We start from the raw sequence: 21,649 nt of genomic DNA, 5'->3' as shown, positions 1-21,649 counted from the left end.
ATATCATTCCGGGAAGTCCCGGTTGCGACTGAATGTAGTAATGCAAAATTGTAAATGTAAAAATAAGGAGATCGCCGATGGGAAACAAAACACTGAGAAACGATGATCATCATCAAACAGAACAAATTAAGGGATTTTGCGAAAAAACACGCAGATGCCGCTAACAGTATTACTACCTGGAGAAAGGTAGTTCAAGAAGCGAATTGGGGACAGGGCACTGACATTTTAGCTGATTTCCCTAACGCTAAACTTATACCCGCAAAACGGGTCCGTTTCAAAATTAGAGGTAATAAGTACCGTTTAATAATCGAGGTGGATTATGCAGATAAGATCGTTGAAATACGGTTTGTCGGCACACATTCAGATTATGATACGATTGATGCGAGTACCGTTTAGGGGTTAAATTATTATTGAGATATGACCAAAAAGCATTGGTTCTTACTAGAAACTGAAGAACAGTATGAAGACGCTGTTTCAAGGTATGAGACTGTCAAGTATGCGACGGCAGGAGAAGATCACCAGGAAAAACTCCTGCTGGCACACTTGATTGAAATGTATGAAAATAAACACTGGGATTTGCCGGACGTTGATCCCGTTGAGATGATCAAGATACGCATGGAAGATTTTGGGTACCGCGCGGCTGACCTCGCAGCGGTGTATGGGGACAAAGGTACCGTAAGCAAGGTATTGAACTACAAACAACCTTTATCACTTACCATGATCAGGAAATTCAGCGAACTTTTGCGATTACCTATTTCTGCCTTGACAAAGGAATATGAACTCACTCACTAATTGGACAGGTTGTTAAACTAAAATTTAACCGCATCCAGCGAAAGGATTATCACATGCAAGGTTTTCAATCTACTTGACGACGCTGCTATTTTCTAAAACAATCTCTATTTTACTTCCGATGTAACAATCATAAGTGGGGCTATACATTATATATCCTAAATCAGTTAGCTGGTTGAGGCATTTATGATAGGTGCTGGTACTTTTGATATGGGCTTTGGCCATTAATAGCTTTCTGGTGACTTTTATTTTTTTTTGAAAGCCTGAGTCCACCCATAGATTCAGTAAACAGGTATATATACTCATATGCCAAACGCTAACGCTAGGGTCATCTGCAATCTTTGAATGCAGTTTTGACAAAGTAAAAAGTTCCGACATGATTTATTTGGTTTTGCCACTGATCATATTCTCTACGTCAGTGAGTTTGTAAAAGTGGATCCCTCCTACTTTTTGGGATTTAAGCTTGCCGCTGATCCTTAAGTTTTGTACAGTGCCTGTTGAGATTTCAAGCATTTTACGAACGTCTGCACATCTCAGCCACTCTTTTTTATCCTGTTGTTTTTCGGATAACAATAGCGTGATATCATGCAATAAGGTTTTCCTGAACGCTTCAAGATCATCCTTGGTTAGGATTTCTATAGCCATGAAATTGTATAAATTAATTATGGTGGAGGTACAAACGCTTGCGGTTAGTGCAAGAGAAATTAATTGTCAGGGATAATAAAAGCTCCATTGGGGATATCAGTTCAAGCCCGACAAAAAGATATAACTGATTATGCTATCGGCGTATCTGCTATGGATATGATACGATTATTGGTGAAGGAATCACCAACAAGGAATACTAGATAGTTGCGCCAGGGGTAAATTAATCAAACCGAAACAACAGTTGGCTAAAGCTTTGGATGGATCACTTCAAACTTATATTACACTTCCCTTTTAAAACAAAGATGGCCTCTCATAATTATTATGAGGGGCCATCATTTCAGAATTTATTAGCTTATATCTGCCAATATACTCTTGTTATTTTACCGCGTAAACGCTGTTAATAAATTGCTGTAATGTAGTTGGATTTCTTCCTAAAAAACTTTTTAAAGTATCATCTTCGACATCCATGGTATTTTGTGCTACAGCAGTTGCCCACATCGTAAACATTCCAATGTACATTTCAGGAACACCAAATTGCTTCAGGGTAGATTGAAATTCGGTAACTTCAGGAGATTGAAAAATGACCTTTTTATCGATTGTTGCTGAAATTGCTTCGGCTACCTCAGCAAATGAAACAGAGGATGTATTGGTCAAATTATAAGTTTTGTTTTCGTGACCTTCTGATGCTATTATACCGGCTGCCACTTCTGCCAGCTCTTCACGAAGTACGAAGCTGGCTTTACCTTCGCTAGCAGGAAAAAGAATTACCCCTGAATCAACAACCTTTTCTCCGGCAAATACGGGAACCATTTCCAGATATATACCGTTTTGAAGGATAGTATATTTTACACCGCTATTTTTAAGAAATTCTTCTGATTCAACATGTGAATTCTGAAATGCAGCGATCGCGGAATTTTCAAACCCTGGTTTCCTGACAAATGATGTATAAAAGATATGTCCAACCCCGGCATCTTTCGCCGCCTTGATCACATTAATATGTTGGGCAGTCCTATTTTCAACCGCCTGCCTGTCATTACTGGAAACTAACAATAATTTGCTTATGCCTTTTAAAGCACGCAGTAAAGAATCGTAATCGGTATAGTCGCCAACTCTTACATCTACACCTGTATGCTCAAAAGATTTAGCTTTACTCTTATCCCTAACCAAAACAGCTATCTCAGCAGGACTGTTACCTTTTTTTAATAAATGATCAATGGCATTCTTGCCAAATTGACCACTTGCACCTGTTACTAATATCATGTTACAAATTAATTTTTAACAAAGATAGATACAGAGATATACATTATATAGTTTGTTATTAAGAAATAGTACTATACCTTTGTATAGTAACAACTTTTGCTATGAAAGATTTAAATACATTGATTGATTGGGAGAAAACACAGCAATGTCCCCGTACCTATACTTTGGCTTTGACAGATACCTTGAATGTGATTAACGGAAAATGGAAACTCCCGATAATAGCATCCCTCATGCGGGACGTTAACCGATTTAAGGATTTATTAGAAAGAGTAGAGAAAATAACTCCGCGAATGTTATCGAAGGAATTAAAAGAACTGGAAATTAATGGCATTGTTGAACGCAAGGTATATAACTATACTCCAGTTCTCATCGAATATAAGTTAACGGAATCCGGCAAAGGTATTACGAAAGTTATCGATTCGATGATTGAATGGGGAATGATACATAGAACTCTGACAGTTACCCATGAACCTGCTTTAATTGATTAGTCTTACCAAAATCATGGTGCTTGATTTATTGGCCTGATCTATCGCCAATTAGATGACTGGTCAGCAAAAAATTTAAGCGGATGTAAATATCATTAATTGGGATAATTGATAAGGGATCTGAATCGTGCTTCTATCTAATGATATGAATTCAAACGGTTCAAATCACATATCTTATTTTTGCCTTTGACCCTACCTCTCCATTGCCTTTACAACATCAATTGCACGACAGAAATGCAGGCGTTTAAATTAATCATTCTCAATAGTGCCTGTTGTACGCAGTTTACGACTATAATCATTGAACCTGCGCCGATACTCACGCTCTTCGTTTAGTCTTTTATAAAGCACGTTACACCTCCATGCGCAGGCACCGCAGGCCAGGAAGGCAACTGCTAAGCAGGTCAATGTCTCCTTCCTTGCCTCCGCCCGTTGAGCTTCAGTCATTTTATCCTTCGTATGTTTCCTTCCAACCGCTCCAAAAAAGGCGAACATGGAAATTAAACAGGCCAATAAAATGTTTCGTACTATCGCTTTCATGATGAAAATATTAATTAAAATTACTAATTAAGTTAGTAATTTACAAGTGCTTCCTTAATTTAATTCGTAAATATTATTGTTTTTTCGTGCTTCTAAAACCCGTGTCCGTATGGTTTCTACGATATTGGATTCAGATATTCCCTGAAACCGGATCGTAGCATTTTCAGCATCAGTACTTTTCAAGGTCAGATACATTAACTTGCAAATTTGCAGGATAAAAGACTGGGTAATGATATAATCCTTAACCCTGAACAATTCCACCTGATCGATACGCTTAAAGAATATACCTTGGGTTAAAAGTATGTATTCATGGGTAATCAGGTATTGAAAACTGCGGATGTACAATAACCCATACCAGGCGAAACCGCATACCACCAAGCTGAATACAATAAAATAAGGGGACAGCCACCAAGCCAGTAAAAGAAAAGTAATGGCCAGCGTAATGAGTGGCAAGGCTTTCAGGAATGCGAACAGCATGGCCGGCCTTAATAGAATATCATCGTTCTGCGTCATGTTTTAATTGATCTAAAAAAGTTAATGAATGAACTGGTTTGCCGGTTCGGAAACGGGGGCGAATAGAAAAGGCCTCCTGGAAAGCATGCAAGGACACCTGCTCCTGGTCGAAAACCTTTAGGCAGTTATGGCGATAAATATGAATTTCTGTATCCTTATAAAGTATGCGGATAGGGATATTTTTGATAACGGCTGTTAATTTGATATCCGTGAGATGCCCTACCAGGTCTTTTCCAAATACTAATATCACTTTGCGGCCCGTAAAACTTTCCCTGATCCAATTGGCCTGTTCCGCATGCAGCTTGTTACCGGTGGCTATAAATGCGAGTTGCTCCAGCCGGGGAAAACGATGGCGGTTAAAAGTAATAAAGGCCATCTCTTCCATGACCGAATAAGTAATGATCAGATGTGTGGCGCTTGGAGTGCCTGCAACCCATAGGTTTTGGGTGGAGGGAACAATGTGGAAACCGGCATCATAACGTTCAACCTGATCTCCATAGTTAAAGCTCAAATCGGCTGCTACATTAAAAAAGGCCTGGATTTCCAAAGGAATGCCCAGCCTTGTTAGCAACGTGTTCATAGCTTACCTTCCTTTGCGGGACTGCGATTGTTCAAATTGATGAGGCTTAAATCCATGCTGATCCTCGATATCTTTGATTGCCTGGTGATAACCGGGGCTTAATTTCTCAGCAGATTTTTGTTCACGCTTCTGATTGAATAGGGCATTTAACCCTTTATACACCATATAAGAAAGCCCGCCATCGATTAAAATAGATGCAACCAGCCTCAATTTATTGGAGCGGATACCGTGATGATCGGTACCTGAGTAGTTAAATTTAGTACCATCAGCGATCTGCACCTCTTTACCTTTTCGATAAGCTTCTTTTTGGGCAGGTGTAAGAAATTCATTATTAACCATGTCGGGTGCCAAAATCTTTTCTGTATCCGATACAATGTATTCTTTAGTTTCCGCATCGTATTCGACCAGCATTTCTTTTTTGCTACCGTGGTTATATAGGGTGATCTTCAGTAAACTGGCAACCTCCCCTTTTTGCAATTGCCTGGCCTCGGTTTCGTTCAAGAAATCAGGTATTTCCGGCTTGCGGTAAATGGGATGGATCAATAAGTCCAGTTTGCCAGCTTCATTCGGTTTAATGGAAATCTTCGCGTTGATGGATTTGATCTTGATGTTATCAGTTTCCAGGTCATGCAGTTCCAGCATGGCCGTACGGCGACCTGAAAGCAAAGCTCTCAGGTCATCGACATTTAACAGGAGTTGACCTCCTGCGGCCAGCCCAATGGTCTCCAGATCCTTGATCGGGAGCTCATTTTCATGAAAATTAACGAGGTTCATTTATCGTCCGATTTTTTGTTGCTGTCCTTGTTCTTCGGCCTGGCCCTGTTCTTCCTCCAAAACCATCTCTGGTTCACGAGGGTTAGTTTTGGCTTCCAACAGGGATTTATAAAGGCCGTATTCTGGCTTCAATACTTTTCGGGTTCCTTCAGCATCTTCTACTTTGATGCTTTTATTTTTGTAGGTTTCGAGTACCTTGTAGGTAGTATCCATATAGGCGATGTCATCACCTTTTTTGAAGCCTTGTGCAACATCTACACCTTGTTTTTGCTCCCTTTTTGGTCGACTCCTAATAATAGACTAACAGCCTTTTGGGCATCTCTTGATGCTTTGACAATCTCGAAAGGCTCATCCTTTAAGATCTTGACAAAATTGTTCATATAGGATGCCTGCACCCCAAAGTAATGTCCTGTCTTCAGTTCTCCTCCAATCAGAACAGAAGCTATTGCCGCGCGAAGTTCTTCCCCTGCGTAGTCCATCGAACCGAATTTGCCTTCCATGGGACGGTTAAGCCGGCTTTCGTGTCCTGTCCAGTGTACCAACTGATGAATTGCGGCTTGGTAGTACATCATCTCCTCCTCAAAGTTTTCTTTTTCCGGCAGATGAATCTGATCTTTTTCTTTATCATAATATACTTCGAGCCCACCGTGAACAATTAGCGCTTTGCTGTCGGCAATTAATTTTTCGGCCTTTTCTACAGGCGACAAGGTTTGACCTTCATTTTGCTTTTCCAAAAACTCGGCTAAGGGTTGAACATCTTTCAACTGGCTGCCGTTGAATAGAAAAGCCCTTCCGAGTTGTGGCTTGTCAAACTCAACTGTTTTGGTTTGCGTAACTCCTTTATCGTCTTTGATAGTTTTCCCATCTGCGGTGCGGATTGCCTGTATGTCGCTGGTCTTAGGAAACTCGATCAGCGTTCCTTTTTCTCCTTCTTTTACCCAGGTTCCTGCATAACGTGCAGCATCGGCTTACATCCAGCGTGGATCATCATGGCGCTGCATACCCAGGATCAGCGCATTCATGGCGCTGTATCCTTTTCCTGTAATTGGGTTGATCGGTTTAACAAAGGCAGGCATGCCGTTTTCTTTAACCGGTTTTTTGAAACAGGGAATTACCCTCTTTGATCTCAGCGATCAGCTTGTCTGAAAGCTGGATCGGCAGTGCTTTGAAAGTTTTGCTCATTTTCTTGTTTTTTTAGCAGTTCGTATAAAAATTTAATTGGATTGATGTATTGATGCTTGTAGCAAATGCTGAAATGTAAATGCTCGCCGGTCACAAAACCGGTAGCACCGGTGATGCCGATAGGCTCACCAGCGGTTACGCTATCGGCGGGTATTACAAATATTTGGCTGAGGTGGCCGTAGATGGATTCAACCGCTCCATGGGCCAGCCGGATGTTCATGCTGAGGCCATGATCATAGCCGGTTGATCTGACAAAACCATTCAGGATCGCATAAACGGTGTCATGACGGGCATTGAGGTCAACACCCGCGTGCATGGCATATTTGCCGGTCAGCGGGTGGATACGGTAACCGTATTCAGAATTTATTTTAAGGTGTTTGAGGGGCAGGAAGACCAGGCAAAAGCTGATCAGTAGTTTCATCGGCTATAGGATTTGGCCATTTCCTGCTTTTGCGCAGGGCTAATTGAATCCAACACTTTGTCCTGTATATCGGGATGATCGTTGGCAATAGCTAATGCGGAAAATAAAGCCTGGGAGGTTCCCCTGTCCTGCAATAGCATGATCTTATACATCGCCTTAAAATCATCAAGCGGCATAGACGAGCCATTGCTGGTCAAGTCATTAAAGATCTCCTGTTTATCTTTCAGCATCATGACCTGTGCGGAAGGGTAAAAAGCTTCCCCGCCCTCGGGGAACCGTACATAATTCTCCGTTTCAGACCGGACGTAAGTTAACACGCCTATCTGGCCCCGTTTGGCATCCCGGTCAATTTCCGGACCCGGCTTCACCAAAACGAGTGTTCCTTCTAAATTTTGATTTTCCATAATTTTTAAATGTTTGAGATTTTACCGGCCTGGTTTTCGGCTTTGGGTGAGGTCGAGAGCCTCATTCAGGCGTATCGTCGCCTCGCGGTGAAGTTCCGGGTCGTCCTGCAGGAGTATATAGGCTTTTTTCAGGTGGTCGGGAGATCCCGATGCCCGCAGCAAAGCCAGGGTTTGCAGATTTTGAGCCACGGGCGGCCACTGCACCGATTTGTATTTTTCAGCCAGTTCCTTCAATTCTTCGGCAGCTTTCAGGACAAACAGTGTCTTAGCGCTGAAGGCATCTACTTCCTCGTCCTCAAACCCTACTCCTATTTTATCTACTTCAAAGTCTGTTAGTTTTATGATGCCGATCTTACCGGCGTGGTCAGATGTCCAAAGTACCGGGCTGATCATAACCATTATGCCCATAGTTTCTTCCTGTTTCATGTTGATTGCTTTAAATGTTTATTAGGTTTTTTAGTGGCTGGTTACCTGAAAGGATTTACCTTTTCAGGCCCCTGGCTTGATCTATTCCAAGAAATTGGTCTAATCCGATGGTTACAGCATCGTAAATGCTGCCGTTCTTTTTAACCAGTTCCATCGCGGTGCGGATATGTTTTTGTGTTCCATGATCCAGTAAAAGGGCAATGTTCTTCAGGTCCTTAAAATCATCCACGGATAAGCTCAGCGCATGTTGGTGCATAAAATCATAGATGTCACCTGGCTCTTTGAAGGTGAGCAGGGCGTCGGCACCATAAAAGCCTACCTGGTGGTCATCAAAACCTACATAAAATTCATCCGTGTTCAGGATCGCTGCGGTTATAAAGCCGATCTCACCCTGTTTCTGTACCGGGTCATCTTTCAAATCGGGGTGTACCATTAGCAAATAGGGTAACTGTACTTCATCAGGCTCTTTCATTTCTTCATCGTGGCTTTAATGGGTGTAGCGGGCGTTGGTGGCTTGAAAGCCAAAACCATTTCCTGTATTTCCTGGCTGATATGGTTAAAGTTCTGCCGGAGTTTTTCATCCAGTTTCCCGCCGAAATCATAAAATGAAGGCAGAGGTTTATATCCTTTTTCCTCCCGTTTAATGGCTTCCATATCGAGGTTGATGCGGCAGTTTATAGGGGAGGTTTCAAATTGCCCGGTAAACTTATCCTGTGCATCGGCGGCGATCACGCCAACCATTTCGCCGGAATTGAGTGAGGCTATCTTTCCTGCGGGTATAAGCGCTTCCAACTTTTCATTCAGAGAGGTAGAGGTTTTATTGCGGTCAATGGATAAGCCCTCACCGATCTGTTTGGATTTACCAAAGAGGCGCTCCAGCCATTCTAAGGTGTCTTTGTTCCTGACAGAGCCGGAAAGCACGGTACCCACTACAGCGGTGATGGTCGCCGTGGTATCTTTTCCATATTGCTGGTTGAATTGCGGCAATTCCTGTAAACCCATTAAGACGGCTACCTTGTTAGACCTGGCCGTGGCAATGAGGTTTTCCACGCGGTGAACGAACAAGGTAGGCACCTCATCGACGATCAGTGCAGATGGCAAGTTGCCTTTGGTATTGATCAGCTTGGTGAGGCGGTTAATGATGATCGAATAGCAGGCCGAATTGATATTTTGGGTATTCGGGTCGTTGGCCAGTACCAGCATGCCGGGATTTTCCTTATCGGAATTTTCAAGTCAAAGTCATTGCCGGAGAATACCCAGTACGTTTCTTTTGTCGCCAATCGGCTGATAAAGATCTTCAGTGTTCCGATCTGTCCCTCCAACTGGTCGAAGGCCTTAGCATTATAAGCTGTCATAAATGGCGATAACAGGGAACGCAGTTCCGGCTCGGAGGTCAGCGCATTAAATATTTCCTCGTAAGAGCGGTTCAGCAAGGCAAGTACATGCGGGAAGCTGGAATAGATGCCACCTTTGTATTTGCTCATAAAATACACGCAGGAGGCTAAGAAGTTGATAGCGGACTGCGTGAAAAACTGGTCACTGCCACCGGAGCGGTCCCCTTTTTTTAAAGCCTCCACCAAAGCCTCGGCAGTTTCTGCCGCGTCAGCCAGTGACTTGATATAATCGGCCCGCCAGGGGTTGATCCTGCGGCTTCTTTCGATATCATTTAAATTGATGACATGAAAGGCAAAGCCTTTCAATTTTCCGTTTTGCTTGGCCAGCAGGTAGTGGTAATACGCAATGTGGCCGAGATCAGGAAATTTGAAATCGTACAGGCAAACGGCAAACTCTTTGCTTATCAATTGCCTGATGAAAGGATTTACAATGAAAAAGCTCTTACCTGAACCGGGGGTGCCGATGACCATGGTGCCGCGAAAAACGTTGCAGATATTGATCCAACCTTTTCTCACCTTTCCTTTGTAATAGAAAAGCATGGGAATGTTGACCGAATACGGCGTATTCACTAGCTTGACCGGTTGCATAAAACTTTCGGCTTCGGTGTTCCAGATATCTTTGCCAAGTCCCGATTTGATGAACTTGGAAATGTTGTCCATAGACATGCTCACCATGAGCGCCCCGGCAAAAGAGCAGATCAGGTAAAGCAGGTTATACCAGCTGGTATAGGCAAATGCTACCTGGGAGGCACGACCCGCAAAAACAAGGCTGCCAAAGAACAAGAACAGACCGATCGCAAGCGGGTAGATGATATGCTTTTCAGGGTCGAGGTCTGTTTTCTTTTTTGCCAGCGTACCGATGCTGACCAGGCAGATGAGGCCAAACGTGGTCAGCTTACTATAGACCAGGCCGGAGTAAATGACCAGGTGGCTGAGCTTATCCAGTGGCGTAAAAAAAATGCCCCAGAAAGGAGCATCATGATAGATAAAAATAGCAGCTTCTATGCCTATAGAAATATAAATGGCGCATTGCAGAAACACATGGAGCTTTTGCTGCTCTCTCGTTTCTTCCAAATAAGGAATGATATCAAATGAAGTAAGTCACCGGCTTTTGCGGATGGCTTGTATAGCTTGGCTATAGAAATTGGTGGTTAGCGCTCCTTATTCTTGCGCCGCACATACCGCTTGATTATTTTATGCACTTTAGGTTCCCCGTTTATCGGTGCAAAAATGATATGCTCCGGCCAGACCGGCGATTTTGATGCAGCAGCGATCTCATGTGGAAAAACGGTATTATGGTAAGTCAGGTTGATGAAGAAGCCGTTGGCTTTTTTACGGCAAGTGATCTCCTTGAAACTGATCGAATTCCAGCAATTATTAACTTCATAAAAGCTGTTGTACTTTTTATCTACAAAAAATACCTGCCTGCTATTTCAGCCAAAGGCAGCCTGATGTCTGATGCTATCCGCCATTCCGGATTGAGTTCATCAAGCTTCGCATTCTCCCCATCTGGGTCTAAAGCGCTAAAGGAATGAAACCAGTAAACGAGGATATTTTCGGGTAGTGTTTCAGCAAAAGGCCCTTTATAGTTGTTTCTAATGGCGGGGTCGTACCAAAGTTCGATGTGATCTTTAAAAGAACGGGCCTCCCCCATATCGATCTTATTTTCCGGATCTGCTACTTCGATAAAATAAAGCGATTGGGCATCAACATAAAATAACGTATCACCCAATTGGATCACCGGGCGTGGCCTTTTGTAAGCAGTAATCTGTTTCATAATTAAGAAATAAGTGTTTGTTAACGTTTAATTCCAACCGAAACTTCCTCCAAGGGCTCGTCGACATCTTCAATGAACAACTGAGCTGCCTACGCCTGTTTTTCCCTTTCAGCGATCTTTTGGCTGATCTCCATTTCCAGTTTCTCCATATCCTTTTTTAAGGAAGCCAGTTCATACTCCTGGTCAAATGGCCTTTGGGATAGCTCCCGAACTTCCGGTATCTGCCGGTTTATACCGTCCAGTTCCTTTTCATAACGTTCCGCCATACCGACAACCCTATTGATAGCATCCAAAAAATACCTGGCGGCGTGTTTGGGATTATCAATGTTTGGTGCCCCACCGTTTTGCATGTAATCCGGCTTTCCAATAGCAGCACCCAATACCCTTGCTATCTCATTCGCGGTGCGGTCATCACTTGCTACATAACAAACGCGGCTGCTCTTCTCTTTTTCCAGTTCTTCTGAGGCAGCTACAGCAATATCTGCAGGGCCACCAAGACGATCTTATCATTGCCACCAAAATTTGCACCTAAAAATCCCGTCGTCTTAATCATTTGAACATAGTTGTACAGGTTATAATAAATGTAGCCGGCCCGCAAATGTGTCAATTAAATGTCCGGTAAGGCGTTTAAAAGCTGTTCCACATCATGCGAACCAAGGATGAATCCGGTGCCGCTATCCAGATCCGCACCCCAACTGCTGAGGTGAACCACCCGTTTTATTCCGGAACTTTTAATAGCTCGTGCATAATTTTTACCTACCTTTTGGTAAAATGCTCTGGAATCGGCCGTTTTAAAATTTGGCGGCAACATGGCATATAATGCATCGTTACCCACAAAAGCAGAAGAAAGGAAATCAGCATCCTCCACCGAACCTATGGCCGCTGTAGCCCCTGACGCTTCAATTTCATTCCGCTTTTCCGGGTCACTGGTAATTAGCGTTACCCGGTGACCTTTTTCCAGCAAGTCATTTACAAGTGGCTTGCTTACATTTCCTAGTGAGCCTGTTATTATAATTTTCATCTTAATTTATAAACTATTTCTTATCACATTGTACAAAGCACTCATTGTTTGCCAACAGAGTTTCGAATCACTAATCCTGCCCAACTTCTAAAAGGCTGCCATTTTTTGGCAATGCTTTCCAGTTCCTTAAAATCCGAATGCACCTGTAGGTGATATAAAGCTGTCATTGCCCGTTGTAGTCGCAGCTCGTTCTTTGGAAAAACATCCGTATGTCCTGCACCCCGTATCAGGATCAATTCTGCAGAAAAAGGTCCAATACCCGGTAATTGTTGCAGTTTTAATAAGGCTTCATTGATTGGCATAGCTTTAAGTTGCTCACTGTTTAGCCAATCACTTTGTGCGGCGGCTTTTCCAAGCGCCCGTAATTGTTCAACTTTTCGGGCAGCTAAACCTTTTACAAACGCAAGTTCAGCTAAAATTTCGGGCATCGGGAAAGCGTGTATCATCCGGTCTCCTAAATCTGCCATTACCCCGTATTCCCTGGCTATCTGATCACTGACCGTTGCTGCATAACTTACTGGGAGCTGGTGACCGATGATGGCTCTTGCAGCTGCTTCAAAGGGCGTCGGGAAAAGTATCGGGCGAAGACCGTACTGGCGTTTCCATGACTGATTCAAAACTTCGTCACTGCAAACCATACTTTCAAAAGCATTGCCATCGGTATTCAAGAACAAAATTCTTTCCAAATTAGTGCGGATCTCCTTAAGGCCTGCCTGAAAGGAATTAGCGATTAAAAGAGCAGATAATTCACCGTCTACCTGGCTGATACGGACCGATATTGTTTTCCATGAATTTTCTAAAGCAAATGTAAGGTCAAGCGTCGGACTGTTTTGATTGGAACTTGGAGAATCCGTTACAAAAGCTGATGCCGACGCAGCAGCAACACTTAGGGCTAACGAATAGCTCCCTGTATAATTTAAGTTTATGAGATTTGAATGATTCATAATGTGTGGATTTAATGAGCTCCCTGAACCACGGCAGCTTCGCCCTTTTTTATTTTTGCTAAAAACACCAACGGAAGAATAACGGCGCAGATAAGCCCGATGACCATAAAACCTTCACTATAAGAAATGAGGGCCGATTGCCTGCTTAATGTTCCGTCCATTATTCCCATAGCCATCACTTTGGCTTGCCCGGGCGATTTACCATTGGCGATCAGCTGGTGGGTCAACTGGTACATCCGCTCTTTTGCAGCCGTATTATACAATGAAAGATTGCTCATCAGGTCAATTCGGTGGCTAGCAATCCTGCGGGTTACATAAGTGTTCACCACCGCTATACCTACAGATCCGCCTAATAATTGCAACATATTGGAAAGGCCCGACGCCTGACCTATATCTTTTCCTTTAAGCCCTGCCAGTGTTAAACTTGCTGCCGGTACAAAAATGAATCCGAAGCCAAGTCCTCTAATCAGTTGTGGCCACAAGAAATCCCATTCACCGGCCGCCGGAGTAGCTAAGCGATAGGTAATATATTCATAGGCAATCACTGCGGTAAACCCGATGATCAACAATATTTTAGGACTGATGCCCTTCTTTAATAAAGCCCCGTTAACACCCATAAGCATACCGGTGAGGAACGCTCCGGGTAAGATTAGTAATCCGGTCCTGGTAGCGTTCCAGCCCAAAAAGCTTTGAACAAAAATGGGGTAAAGAAATACCGAACAGTAAATGGCAATGCCAAAAGCAAAGCGGAGTGCAGAACCAACCCATACGTTCCTGTTTTTTAAAACCCGGATATCAACCACCGGGTTTTTAGCTTTGAGTTCTCTGACAATAAATAGAAAGATACCTGCAATACCCAGGATTAGTACCAGGATAATAAAATTACTGGCGAACCAGTCTTTGCGTTCTCCTTCTTCCAATAAAAGCTGCAGGCTACCAATCCCAACGATCAGCGCAAGTATACCCCAGTAATCTACTTTACCCTCGAGCTTCTTTTTTTCGCCTTTGATAAATTTCCAGGAAAGTATGGCAGCAGCAATTCCGATGGGCACATTCACGTAAAAGATCCAGCTCCATGAATAATTATCGGTTAGATAACCGCCCAATACCGGGCCTAATGTTGGACCCATTACAATGCCTGCACCAAAAATGCCATTGGCTTTATCCAGTTCTTCGGGCGGGAATGTTTCCACCAGCACCGTTTGCGCCGTAGCCAGCAAAGCCCCGCCACCAATTCCCTGAACAAACCGCCAGGCTACAAGTACCCATATCGAACCTGAAAACCCGCACATGAAGGAGGCAAAGGTGAACAAAACGACTGAGGCCGTAAAGTAAAGCTTGCGCCCAAATAGATCGCCAAGAAAACCCGTTAGCGGAATAATAATGATGTTAGAAATGGCGTAAGCCGTAATTACCCATGCCGTTTCTTCTACCGTTGCACCCAAATTACCTGCAATATCTCGCGTTGCCACGTTCACAATAGAGGTATCGATCAGTTCCATAATGGCGCATGTGATCACGGTAATGGTGATCAGCCATTTCCTCGCACCGGTTTCATGCGTTGGTCTTGCACTTTCTTCTATTGCAGCTTCCATATTAATTAGTTTTTACTTTCGCATTAACACTCATGCCTGCACGTAGTGGATACTTCATATTTTTATCCGCTACCATAGAGATTTTAACGGGGATACGCTGGGTTACCTTAACAAAGTTTCCGGTTGCATTATCGGCCGGGAGAAATGAAAAGCGCGCACCGGTAGCCTGTGAAAACGACTCGACCTTACCGTGAAATGTGGTATCGGAATAGGCGTCTACGTCAATATCCACCTCCTGACCAACCCGCATTTTTTCTATTTGCGTTTCTTTAAAATTGGCAATTACCCAAACCTGGTTGTCGTTGGCAATGGCCATAAGCGGTTCGCCAATGGCAACCACCTGGCCTACCTGCACATTCTTTTTCGATACGATGCCATTTGCAGGTGCTTTAATAGTGCAGTAAGATAATTGCAGCTTCGCTGCATCAAGGTTTACCTGCGCTTGTTTTACTGCTAAGCGGGCTATACTTATACCTTCGCTGGTGTTAGAAACTTGGGTGCGGGTGTTGGCTATTTCCAGCCTACCGGCTTTGATCTGTTTTAATAATGAATTTCGTTTGCTTACAACCGACTGTAATTTTGCTTCAGCTTCAGCCTTATTAGCTTTAAACTGTTCAAATTGCTGCTGCGTTGCTGATTTTTGTTCTAAGAGTTTTGCATAACGGTCAAAATTTCTTTCTGCAACTTGTAGCTGTTCTTTGGCCGAAGCAATATCTGCTTCCGCAGCAGTTAGGGTAGTAGCAACCGCATCGGAGTTAGCAGTAACATTGGATACGTTGACACTTGCGGATGTCTTATTATTATCGGCTAATGCCACATTTTTCTCAGCCTGTGCTAAAGCGATTTCCGCCTGCGACACTGCTATTTTGAAAGTAGCGGTATCTAAAACGATCAGCACGTCTCCTTTTTTCACCGGTTGATTATCCCCAACGCGGACAGCGGTTACCGTACTGTTCACTTTAGGAATTACCGGGCTGATATCCGCTTCTAACTGGGCATTGTCAGTCCCTTCACCAGAACATCCGGCTAAGGCAACGGAGAAAAGCGATATGATGATTAAATGGTAGCAAAAGGTTTTCATAGGGGTTAGTTTTTAGAGTTTTGAATTGTTCCGGTTGATAGCATTAGTTTTTTGTAAGCCAAAGTTGCATTGGCCTTGGCAGTTGCAAGGTTCAACTGTGCTTGTAACAAGGAAGTGTTTGCGATCAGAAAATCGGTTGGTGTGGTGGTTTGAGCGTTTAATTTGTTCCCCTCAACCCGATAGTTTTCTGCTGCCTGAAGCACTTCACTTTCATTAAGTATTAATTTTTCCTTTGATTTTTTGTACTCCAGGTAAAGGCTGTTTACTTCTTTCAGAATCTCTTCTTTTTCTTGCAGTGCTGTATAATCAAGCTGGCGGGCTATTGATTTGCGCTCATTTACCTGATGTTGATTGGTATATAAAGCAGAGATCTTCCAGCTCAGGTTAAGCCCTGCCAAGGCCGAGTAATTAAACGCATTTACATTGGGTATAATCCTTTGATTAGGCCGGTCGTAATTGTAACTCCCAATAATACTAATGGCAGGTAAATAATTCGCTTTAGTTGCCCTGGTCATAAAGCTTGCAGCCTCAGCTCTTAATTTTAAACTTCGTAGCTCAGGTCTTAGGTCAATTGCTGCATTTGAATATTCAGATAGCGCTTTAACTTCATTAACAGCTTGAATATACGTGTCGGGAATGAGGATGATTGTTAACGGATCGATACCCATTGCCAGGCACAAATTATAATTCAATGTTCCTGAAAGCGCAGTAAAGTCTGCTAAGTTGGCCAGCAAGGTTATTATTGATAGGTCCACCTTGCGAACATCATTTTCCAAAACGATACCCTGAAGCCGAAGTTTCTCCAGGTCATTACGGCTGCTTTTCAATGCCTCAATATTCGCCGTCACAATTTTTTCAGACGCCTTTACATTGTAAAGATTGAACCAAAGATCAATAATCTGTTTATCCAGCGCTAAACTACCGGCATGATAGTCCGCCCGGCTTGCTTCCGTTTCTTTTTTAAGTGCTTTTACCGTGTTGTTGATCTTGCCACCTGCAAACAATAGCTGGCGCAATTGTAAGGCATTATAAGATTGATTTAGAATTTGCGGATTAATGGCGAATGACCCGGCCGGAAGCTGAATAATAAATGGAGATATGTTATTACTCAGACGTTGAAATGTACTGTTAACCATCAGTTCCGGTAATGCGCCGATAACGGCTTGTGATGCCCGGCTTCCAACAATCTCAATTTGTGTGCTGTCAGCATGTAATTTGTAGCTGTGATCGTGTGCCATTAACAGAGCATTGTCTAATGTCAGATTTTGAGTTTGCTGAGCTAAACAAACCGCTGGTGAAAGCATAGATAAGACTAATAATGTTCGCCTTGCGTTAAATAAATTAAATAACATATTTTTGATTTTGGTTGACTGATGAAATATGACGCCACAAAAGTAGTAATCATTTATTACATTATTTGTAATAAATGATTTTATTTTAATTAATCATTTATTACTATAATTTCCATAGGTTTGTAAATAATGAAGAAGACTATAGATGAGCGGCTTTTCGAATTCGAAAAGAAACATGAGAATAACTGGCAGCACATTATTTATAACCTGAGAAAGCACATGGATTTTTGGACAACTAAAAATGTCAATAATCCATCCGGGAAAATAAAGCACTCTTATCTGCCGGTACTATTCGGCATTCGTGTAAACGGTAGTACTGCTACTCAAATTGCGAAACGATCCGTGGTTATCAAACAGAATATCAGCAGGACCATCAAAGAACTGGAAAGTATTGGCATGGTCACTACGAGAGTAAATAAAAAGGATAAAAGGAGTGATCGCCTGGACCTAACACCTGAGGCCAAAGAATTTATTCTGGAAGCTCATTTAAAAGTGGAAGAGTTACAGGATACTTATAAAAAACTGGTGGGTGAGCGCGATCTGGAGATCGCTAAAGAGGTAGTTTTGAAGATAATTGCTTACCATGAAAGCTTAAATGAGACGAATGACGATACAGACGATGAAATTTGATCACTTAGTGTAACTGTAATTATATAATATTAAAAGTCTCCTGTCCTTTACTTATATAAAGTTTGCTAAGCCGATTTTTATAAGGTAAATTTGACTTCCAAGTTTATTATCTTATTACTTACTTAAATAATAAGATAGCCACGCACTTCCCTCCGCATAATAAAACAAAAACAATTAATCATTTATTACTTTATTGTAATATATGATTACTATATTTGTCCCAACACAAATTTTCGCAATGCGCGTATGCTTATTTATCTTACAATATTAAAGTTCAGATCGTATTAGCAGATTTAATGCTTTAAGAAAGAATTTTATCGTCCTCTTCGTAGACGAGTTTCCGGTAAAGGATTTTACGTTGCAAACTAATTTAAAGTATAAGTTTATTTTTTGTTGATAGTGGAGTCAATAAGTCAATTTCAAATTAAATTATCTATGTTCAATGATTTTTCATTTTCTATTATAGCCAAATGCATCCAAAGCTTTATTAATAATATGCACTGAAAAAACATTTATCTATATTTATATACATCTAATCACAATTTATGACTAAAGCTTTACTAATAGGTATTGTAGCCCTCTTTTCATTCTCAAAGCTCTCCGCACAAAGCAAAATGGTAACCGGAAAAGTTACAGAAAGTGAAACCAGTGCTATACTGACTGGTGTTTCCGTCAAGGTAAAAGGAACCACTATTGGTACCATAACCGATACTGAGGGACGGTATTCATTAAATGTTCCCTCCAGCACAAGCGTGCTGGTATTCTCACAAGTAGGTATGCAAGCCGCCGAGTCAATTATTGGTGCTCAAAACATAATTAATGTTCAGCTAAAGCCTGATTCCCGTCAGTTGAATGAGGTGATTGTTAACGCCTTGGGTATTGAAACGCAGCGTGATAAGTTCGCTTCTTCTGTTTCCACAGTGAAAGGTAAAAGCGTAGCGCAAAGTGGGGAGGCCAATTTGTTATTAGGAATGAGCAACAAACTCTCCGGCGTTTTGATAACACGCAATGGTGGCGATCCCGGTTCGGGCGGTTACATACAAGTACGCGGGCAAAATACTATTAATGGCAACGCGCAGCCGCTGTTTATTATAGATGGTATGCCGGTAAGCAATTCTAATGACAACCTGGGTGCGGCAGCAGCAAATGGTATTGTACAGCAATCACGCATTAATGATATCAATCCCGAAGATATTGAGAGTATGGAGGTGCTGAAGGGTGCTTCGGCCGCAGCCCTGTGGGGCACACGGGCTGCTAACGGCGTCATCATTATCAAGACCAAACGCGGCAGAAACACCAATGGGAAATTGAACATCACCTATAAATCTACCGTTTCATTTGACCGGGTGAATAAATTGCCGCCATTGCAGTCCACCTATGGACAAGGTTCAGGTGGCTTGTATAACCAGGGCAATAAAGTAAGTTTCGGGGATCTGATCGCTTCACGTGGTGATGGAGGCGATACTTACATCACTGCGCCTGGCGCTGCAGGCTATCAGGGATATGTTACGTTTCCTGATGGTTCGCAGCGGTACGCGATAGCTTCGGGTACTGCGGCTAATCCGCACGGTGGTAAAAACTCAACAGATACGTATGATCATTACAAGGATATATTTCAAACCGGCCACTTTTGGGAGAACAATTTGACCTTGAGCGGAGGCGATAGTAAGTCTACCTTTCTCATGAGCTATGGAAACCTCACCCAAAATGGCATCGCTAAAGCACTTAGCCGGTATGTGCGCAACAATGCCCGCATCAATGCTGCCACACAATTCAACAAATGGCTGCGCGGGTCTGCAAATATCGGTTATGCCAAAATCAATTCTCAGCGTAATCAGGAAGGCGATAACGTAGACGGACTGATGCTAGGTGCTACCCGTACCCCGGCCGATTTTGATAACCGTTATTACACCGGAACTTATACCAACACCACAGGCGAAACATTCCAAAATGCGCATGTATCATATCGCAATCCCTTGGGAAAGGATTTAGGAACGATATACGCCAACCCGATCTGGAACTTATACAACAACCGCAACAGCAGTGATGTAGACCGAATTACCGGAACACTGGAATTAAATATTACGCCGGCCAACTGGCTAAATATAACCGGACGGACGGGTATTGATAATTTTAGTGATGACCGTACAGAGCGCTTTGCACGTAACTCGGCTACCTTTCTGAATGGTTATTTGTCTAAAAACCTGCTAACGGAAAAGCAGTTTAATACCGATGTTTTTGCAAGCGCTAATAAAGCCTGGAGCGACCGGTTTAAGGGTACATTGCTGGTAGGTTTTAATTATAACAACAGGCGCCGCAGCACACGCTCGGATGCTATCTCAAATTTAATTGTACCTACGGCACCGGATATATTAACCAATGCCCTGAACTCGAATTTGGTTGCCGGAAACAGCACTTCACTCATCAGAACTTACGCTTACTATTTGCAAACAGACCTGGAGGCGCTCGATATGTTCTATCTTACGCTTACTGGTCGTGATGAAAGCGCTTCTACCTTCGGGAACAGAACCAGCAGCAGCTTTTTCTTCCCGTCGGCAGCGCTGGCATGGCAGTTAACTAAACTGAAAGCATTTGATCGGCTTACTTTTCTTGATTTTGCAAAGCTTCGCGTCACCTGGGGGCAGGTGGGTATTCAGCCGCAACCCTATCAAAATTTCACTGTATTCAGCCCTGCGGTGTACGGCGATACTTTTACCCGCGGCTTGGCATCTACCAGTGCGCTTTATGGCGGCGGCTATAGCCGCAGCCTTGTTCAAGGTAATGATTATCTGAAGCCTGAGCGTAAAACTGAAACCGAACTGGGCCTTGATCTGCGGATGTTCAAAAGCCGGGTAACTTTTTCAGCTACCGTGTACGCCAATAAAACAAAAGATGCTATTCTGTCCCTTAATGTACCTAACGAGACCGGCTTCACCGTTAGGAATACTAACGCTGCTGAGTTATCCAACAAAGGTATCGAACTGGATGCCGGAGCCGATATCATAAATCATAACGCCTTTAGGTGGAATATATCGGCTAACTTTTCAGCCAATCGCAATAAGGTGAACTCTTTGGCCGGTGCCACGGTGTACACCTTACCTGATGCATTTTTGCAACTGGCCTCTCTCATACCCGGTCAGGCTTTTGGTGTGTTTTATTCTACCGATTTTCTGAAAGATGGATCGGGCAAGTATATTTTGGATAAAAATGGCTTTCCTCAGCCGGGTATCAGCAACGAAATTGTGGGTAACCCCAATCCAAAATGGCAGGGCGGCTTGGGTACTACATTATCTTATAAAAAACTGTCGCTATATGTACTGTTCAGCCGGGTAGCCGGTAACGCTGTATTTAACGGAACGCGCGGTTCATTGTACAGCATTGGTACCCATGGTGATCAAGGCCAAACAGCTATTTCACCTGCCGGAGGCGTACGAGATGTGAACGGTACACTTATTCCATCAGGCACCTCCTTCCAGGGCTATATTACCGATTTTGGGGCCGGTCCGGTAGCTATTAACCAAGCTTGGTGGCTGGGCCGCGGCTCAGCCAGCAATACCGCGTCCTACAAGCAGTTTGTAGAAGACGCCAGCGCCACCCGCCTGCGCGAGGTTACCCTCACCTATACGTTGAACTCACCTGCTTTTCAGCAGTTGACACATCTTTCTGCTGTAGATTTCAGCATTACGGGAAGGAACCTGATGCTGTGGACGAAATACACCGGCGTTGACCCGGAAACCAATGTAACCGGCGCGGGCCTGTCACGCGGGCAGGATTGGTTCAACAACCCTAATACCCGGTCTCTATTATTTTCTATACAAATCAGATATTAATCACATTTC

26 protein-coding genes are annotated in these 21,649 nt (G+C 43.1%); 5 read left to right on the top strand and 21 right to left on the bottom strand.

What is annotated here, in order from left to right; translation table 11 throughout:
* The first annotated feature begins 102 nt into the window (after positions 1-102).
* Positions 103-396, top strand: a complete 294-nt coding sequence (locus ACFQ3S_RS13095) for a type II toxin-antitoxin system HigB family toxin (protein WP_377165111.1) — start codon at positions 103-105, stop codon at positions 394-396.
* Between the two features lie 21 nt (positions 397-417).
* Complete coding sequence (locus ACFQ3S_RS13090) at positions 418-792, top strand: helix-turn-helix domain-containing protein (RefSeq protein ID WP_377165109.1); 375 nt, start codon at positions 418-420, stop codon at positions 790-792.
* A gap of 378 nt (positions 793-1,170) precedes the next feature.
* Here the strand turns inward: ACFQ3S_RS13090 and ACFQ3S_RS13085 are convergent, their stop codons facing one another.
* Together ACFQ3S_RS13085 and ACFQ3S_RS13080 are read right to left on the bottom strand one after the other, a co-directional pair.
* Positions 1,171-1,434: a helix-turn-helix domain-containing protein gene (locus ACFQ3S_RS13085; protein ID WP_377165107.1), complete on the bottom strand. Its 264-nt coding sequence runs from the start codon at positions 1,432-1,434 to the stop codon at positions 1,171-1,173.
* 375 nt (positions 1,435-1,809) lie between these two features.
* Positions 1,810-2,694, bottom strand: coding sequence for an SDR family oxidoreductase (locus ACFQ3S_RS13080; protein WP_377165105.1), 885 nt, complete (start codon positions 2,692-2,694; stop codon positions 1,810-1,812).
* 101 nt (positions 2,695-2,795) lie between these two features.
* Here ACFQ3S_RS13080 and ACFQ3S_RS13075 point away from each other — a divergent pair, with 101 nt between their 5' ends.
* Positions 2,796-3,182: a winged helix-turn-helix transcriptional regulator gene (locus ACFQ3S_RS13075; RefSeq protein ID WP_377165102.1), complete on the top strand. Its 387-nt coding sequence runs from the start codon at positions 2,796-2,798 to the stop codon at positions 3,180-3,182.
* Positions 3,183-3,770: 588 nt separating this feature from the next.
* On the opposite strand, the gene ACFQ3S_RS13070 is transcribed toward ACFQ3S_RS13075, so the two are convergent.
* From ACFQ3S_RS13070 to ACFQ3S_RS12980, 19 genes are all read right to left on the bottom strand, one after another.
* Complete coding sequence (locus tag ACFQ3S_RS13070; RefSeq protein ID WP_377165100.1) at positions 3,771-4,229, bottom strand: PH domain-containing protein; 459 nt, start codon at positions 4,227-4,229, stop codon at positions 3,771-3,773.
* Positions 4,213-4,809 (bottom strand): hypothetical protein, encoded by a 597-nt coding sequence (locus ACFQ3S_RS13065; protein WP_377165098.1) that lies wholly within the window; start codon positions 4,807-4,809, stop codon positions 4,213-4,215. The genes ACFQ3S_RS13070 and ACFQ3S_RS13065 overlap by 17 nt, the downstream gene beginning before the upstream one ends.
* 3 nt (positions 4,810-4,812) lie before the next feature.
* The gene (locus tag ACFQ3S_RS13060) at positions 4,813-5,583 is read right to left on the bottom strand and encodes a DUF4099 domain-containing protein (RefSeq protein WP_377165096.1); all 771 of its coding nucleotides are present in this window, start codon (positions 5,581-5,583) and stop codon (positions 4,813-4,815) included.
* Positions 5,584-5,796 (bottom strand): hypothetical protein, encoded by a 213-nt coding sequence (locus ACFQ3S_RS13055; protein ID WP_377165094.1) that lies wholly within the window; start codon positions 5,794-5,796, stop codon positions 5,584-5,586.
* A 41-nt stretch (positions 5,797-5,837) separates the two neighbouring features.
* On the bottom strand, positions 5,838-6,347 hold the full coding sequence (locus ACFQ3S_RS13050) for a zincin-like metallopeptidase domain-containing protein (protein ID WP_377165092.1): 510 nt from the start codon (positions 6,345-6,347) through the stop codon (positions 5,838-5,840).
* Positions 6,348-6,551: 204 nt separating this feature from the next.
* The gene (locus tag ACFQ3S_RS13045; RefSeq protein WP_377165366.1) at positions 6,552-6,695 is read right to left on the bottom strand and encodes an ArdC-like ssDNA-binding domain-containing protein; all 144 of its coding nucleotides are present in this window, start codon (positions 6,693-6,695) and stop codon (positions 6,552-6,554) included.
* 14 nt (positions 6,696-6,709) lie between these two features.
* The gene (locus ACFQ3S_RS13040; protein ID WP_377165090.1) at positions 6,710-7,186 is read right to left on the bottom strand and encodes a M23 family metallopeptidase; all 477 of its coding nucleotides are present in this window, start codon (positions 7,184-7,186) and stop codon (positions 6,710-6,712) included.
* A complete protein-coding gene (locus ACFQ3S_RS13035; RefSeq protein WP_377165088.1) occupies positions 7,183-7,590 on the bottom strand; it encodes a hypothetical protein in 408 nt (135 codons plus the stop codon). Before ACFQ3S_RS13035 ends, ACFQ3S_RS13040 begins: the two co-directional genes overlap by 4 nt.
* Positions 7,591-7,611: 21 nt before the next feature.
* Positions 7,612-8,016, bottom strand: a complete 405-nt coding sequence (locus ACFQ3S_RS13030) for a hypothetical protein (RefSeq protein WP_377165086.1) — start codon at positions 8,014-8,016, stop codon at positions 7,612-7,614.
* Between the two features lie 55 nt (positions 8,017-8,071).
* Complete coding sequence (locus ACFQ3S_RS13025) at positions 8,072-8,488, bottom strand: hypothetical protein (RefSeq protein WP_377165083.1); 417 nt, start codon at positions 8,486-8,488, stop codon at positions 8,072-8,074.
* Positions 8,485-9,219 (bottom strand): TraM recognition domain-containing protein, encoded by a 735-nt coding sequence (locus ACFQ3S_RS13020; RefSeq protein ID WP_377165081.1) that lies wholly within the window; start codon positions 9,217-9,219, stop codon positions 8,485-8,487. Before ACFQ3S_RS13020 ends, ACFQ3S_RS13025 begins: the two co-directional genes overlap by 4 nt.
* On the bottom strand, positions 9,135-10,484 hold the full coding sequence (locus ACFQ3S_RS13015) for a YWFCY domain-containing protein (protein ID WP_377165079.1): 1,350 nt from the start codon (positions 10,482-10,484) through the stop codon (positions 9,135-9,137). The genes ACFQ3S_RS13020 and ACFQ3S_RS13015 overlap by 85 nt, the downstream gene beginning before the upstream one ends.
* A gap of 334 nt (positions 10,485-10,818) precedes the next feature.
* Positions 10,819-11,187, bottom strand: a complete 369-nt coding sequence (locus ACFQ3S_RS13010; RefSeq protein ID WP_377165077.1) for a hypothetical protein — start codon at positions 11,185-11,187, stop codon at positions 10,819-10,821.
* Between the two features lie 89 nt (positions 11,188-11,276).
* Positions 11,277-11,537: a hypothetical protein gene (locus ACFQ3S_RS13005; protein ID WP_377165075.1), complete on the bottom strand. Its 261-nt coding sequence runs from the start codon at positions 11,535-11,537 to the stop codon at positions 11,277-11,279.
* 257 nt (positions 11,538-11,794) lie between these two features.
* Positions 11,795-12,208 carry an NAD(P)H-binding protein gene (locus ACFQ3S_RS13000; RefSeq protein WP_377165073.1) on the bottom strand — a complete coding sequence of 138 codons (414 nt, stop codon included), beginning with the start codon at positions 12,206-12,208 and terminating at the stop codon, positions 11,795-11,797.
* 41 nt (positions 12,209-12,249) lie between these two features.
* On the bottom strand, positions 12,250-13,152 hold the full coding sequence (locus tag ACFQ3S_RS12995) for a DNA-3-methyladenine glycosylase family protein (protein WP_377165071.1): 903 nt from the start codon (positions 13,150-13,152) through the stop codon (positions 12,250-12,252).
* An 11-nt stretch (positions 13,153-13,163) separates the two neighbouring features.
* Complete coding sequence (locus tag ACFQ3S_RS12990; protein ID WP_377165069.1) at positions 13,164-14,747, bottom strand: DHA2 family efflux MFS transporter permease subunit; 1,584 nt, start codon at positions 14,745-14,747, stop codon at positions 13,164-13,166.
* Between the two features lies 1 nt (position 14,748).
* A complete protein-coding gene (locus ACFQ3S_RS12985; protein WP_377165067.1) occupies positions 14,749-15,828 on the bottom strand; it encodes an HlyD family secretion protein in 1,080 nt (359 codons plus the stop codon).
* A 5-nt stretch (positions 15,829-15,833) separates the two neighbouring features.
* Entirely contained in the window at positions 15,834-17,180 is a 1,347-nt protein-coding gene (locus ACFQ3S_RS12980) for a TolC family protein (protein ID WP_377165065.1), read from the bottom strand.
* A gap of 129 nt (positions 17,181-17,309) precedes the next feature.
* Between ACFQ3S_RS12980 and ACFQ3S_RS12975 the strand changes: the two genes are divergently transcribed.
* Complete coding sequence (locus ACFQ3S_RS12975; protein WP_377165063.1) at positions 17,310-17,810, top strand: MarR family winged helix-turn-helix transcriptional regulator; 501 nt, start codon at positions 17,310-17,312, stop codon at positions 17,808-17,810.
* Between the two features lie 545 nt (positions 17,811-18,355).
* Entirely contained in the window at positions 18,356-21,640 is a 3,285-nt protein-coding gene (locus tag ACFQ3S_RS12970) for a SusC/RagA family TonB-linked outer membrane protein (RefSeq protein WP_377165061.1), read from the top strand.
* Positions 21,641-21,649: the final 9 nt, after the last annotated feature.

This window comes from Mucilaginibacter terrae (assembly GCF_042679325.1).
GTDB lineage: Bacteria > Bacteroidota > Bacteroidia > Sphingobacteriales > Sphingobacteriaceae > Mucilaginibacter > Mucilaginibacter terrae.
This window is presented reverse-complemented; position numbering and strand designations above follow the sequence as displayed.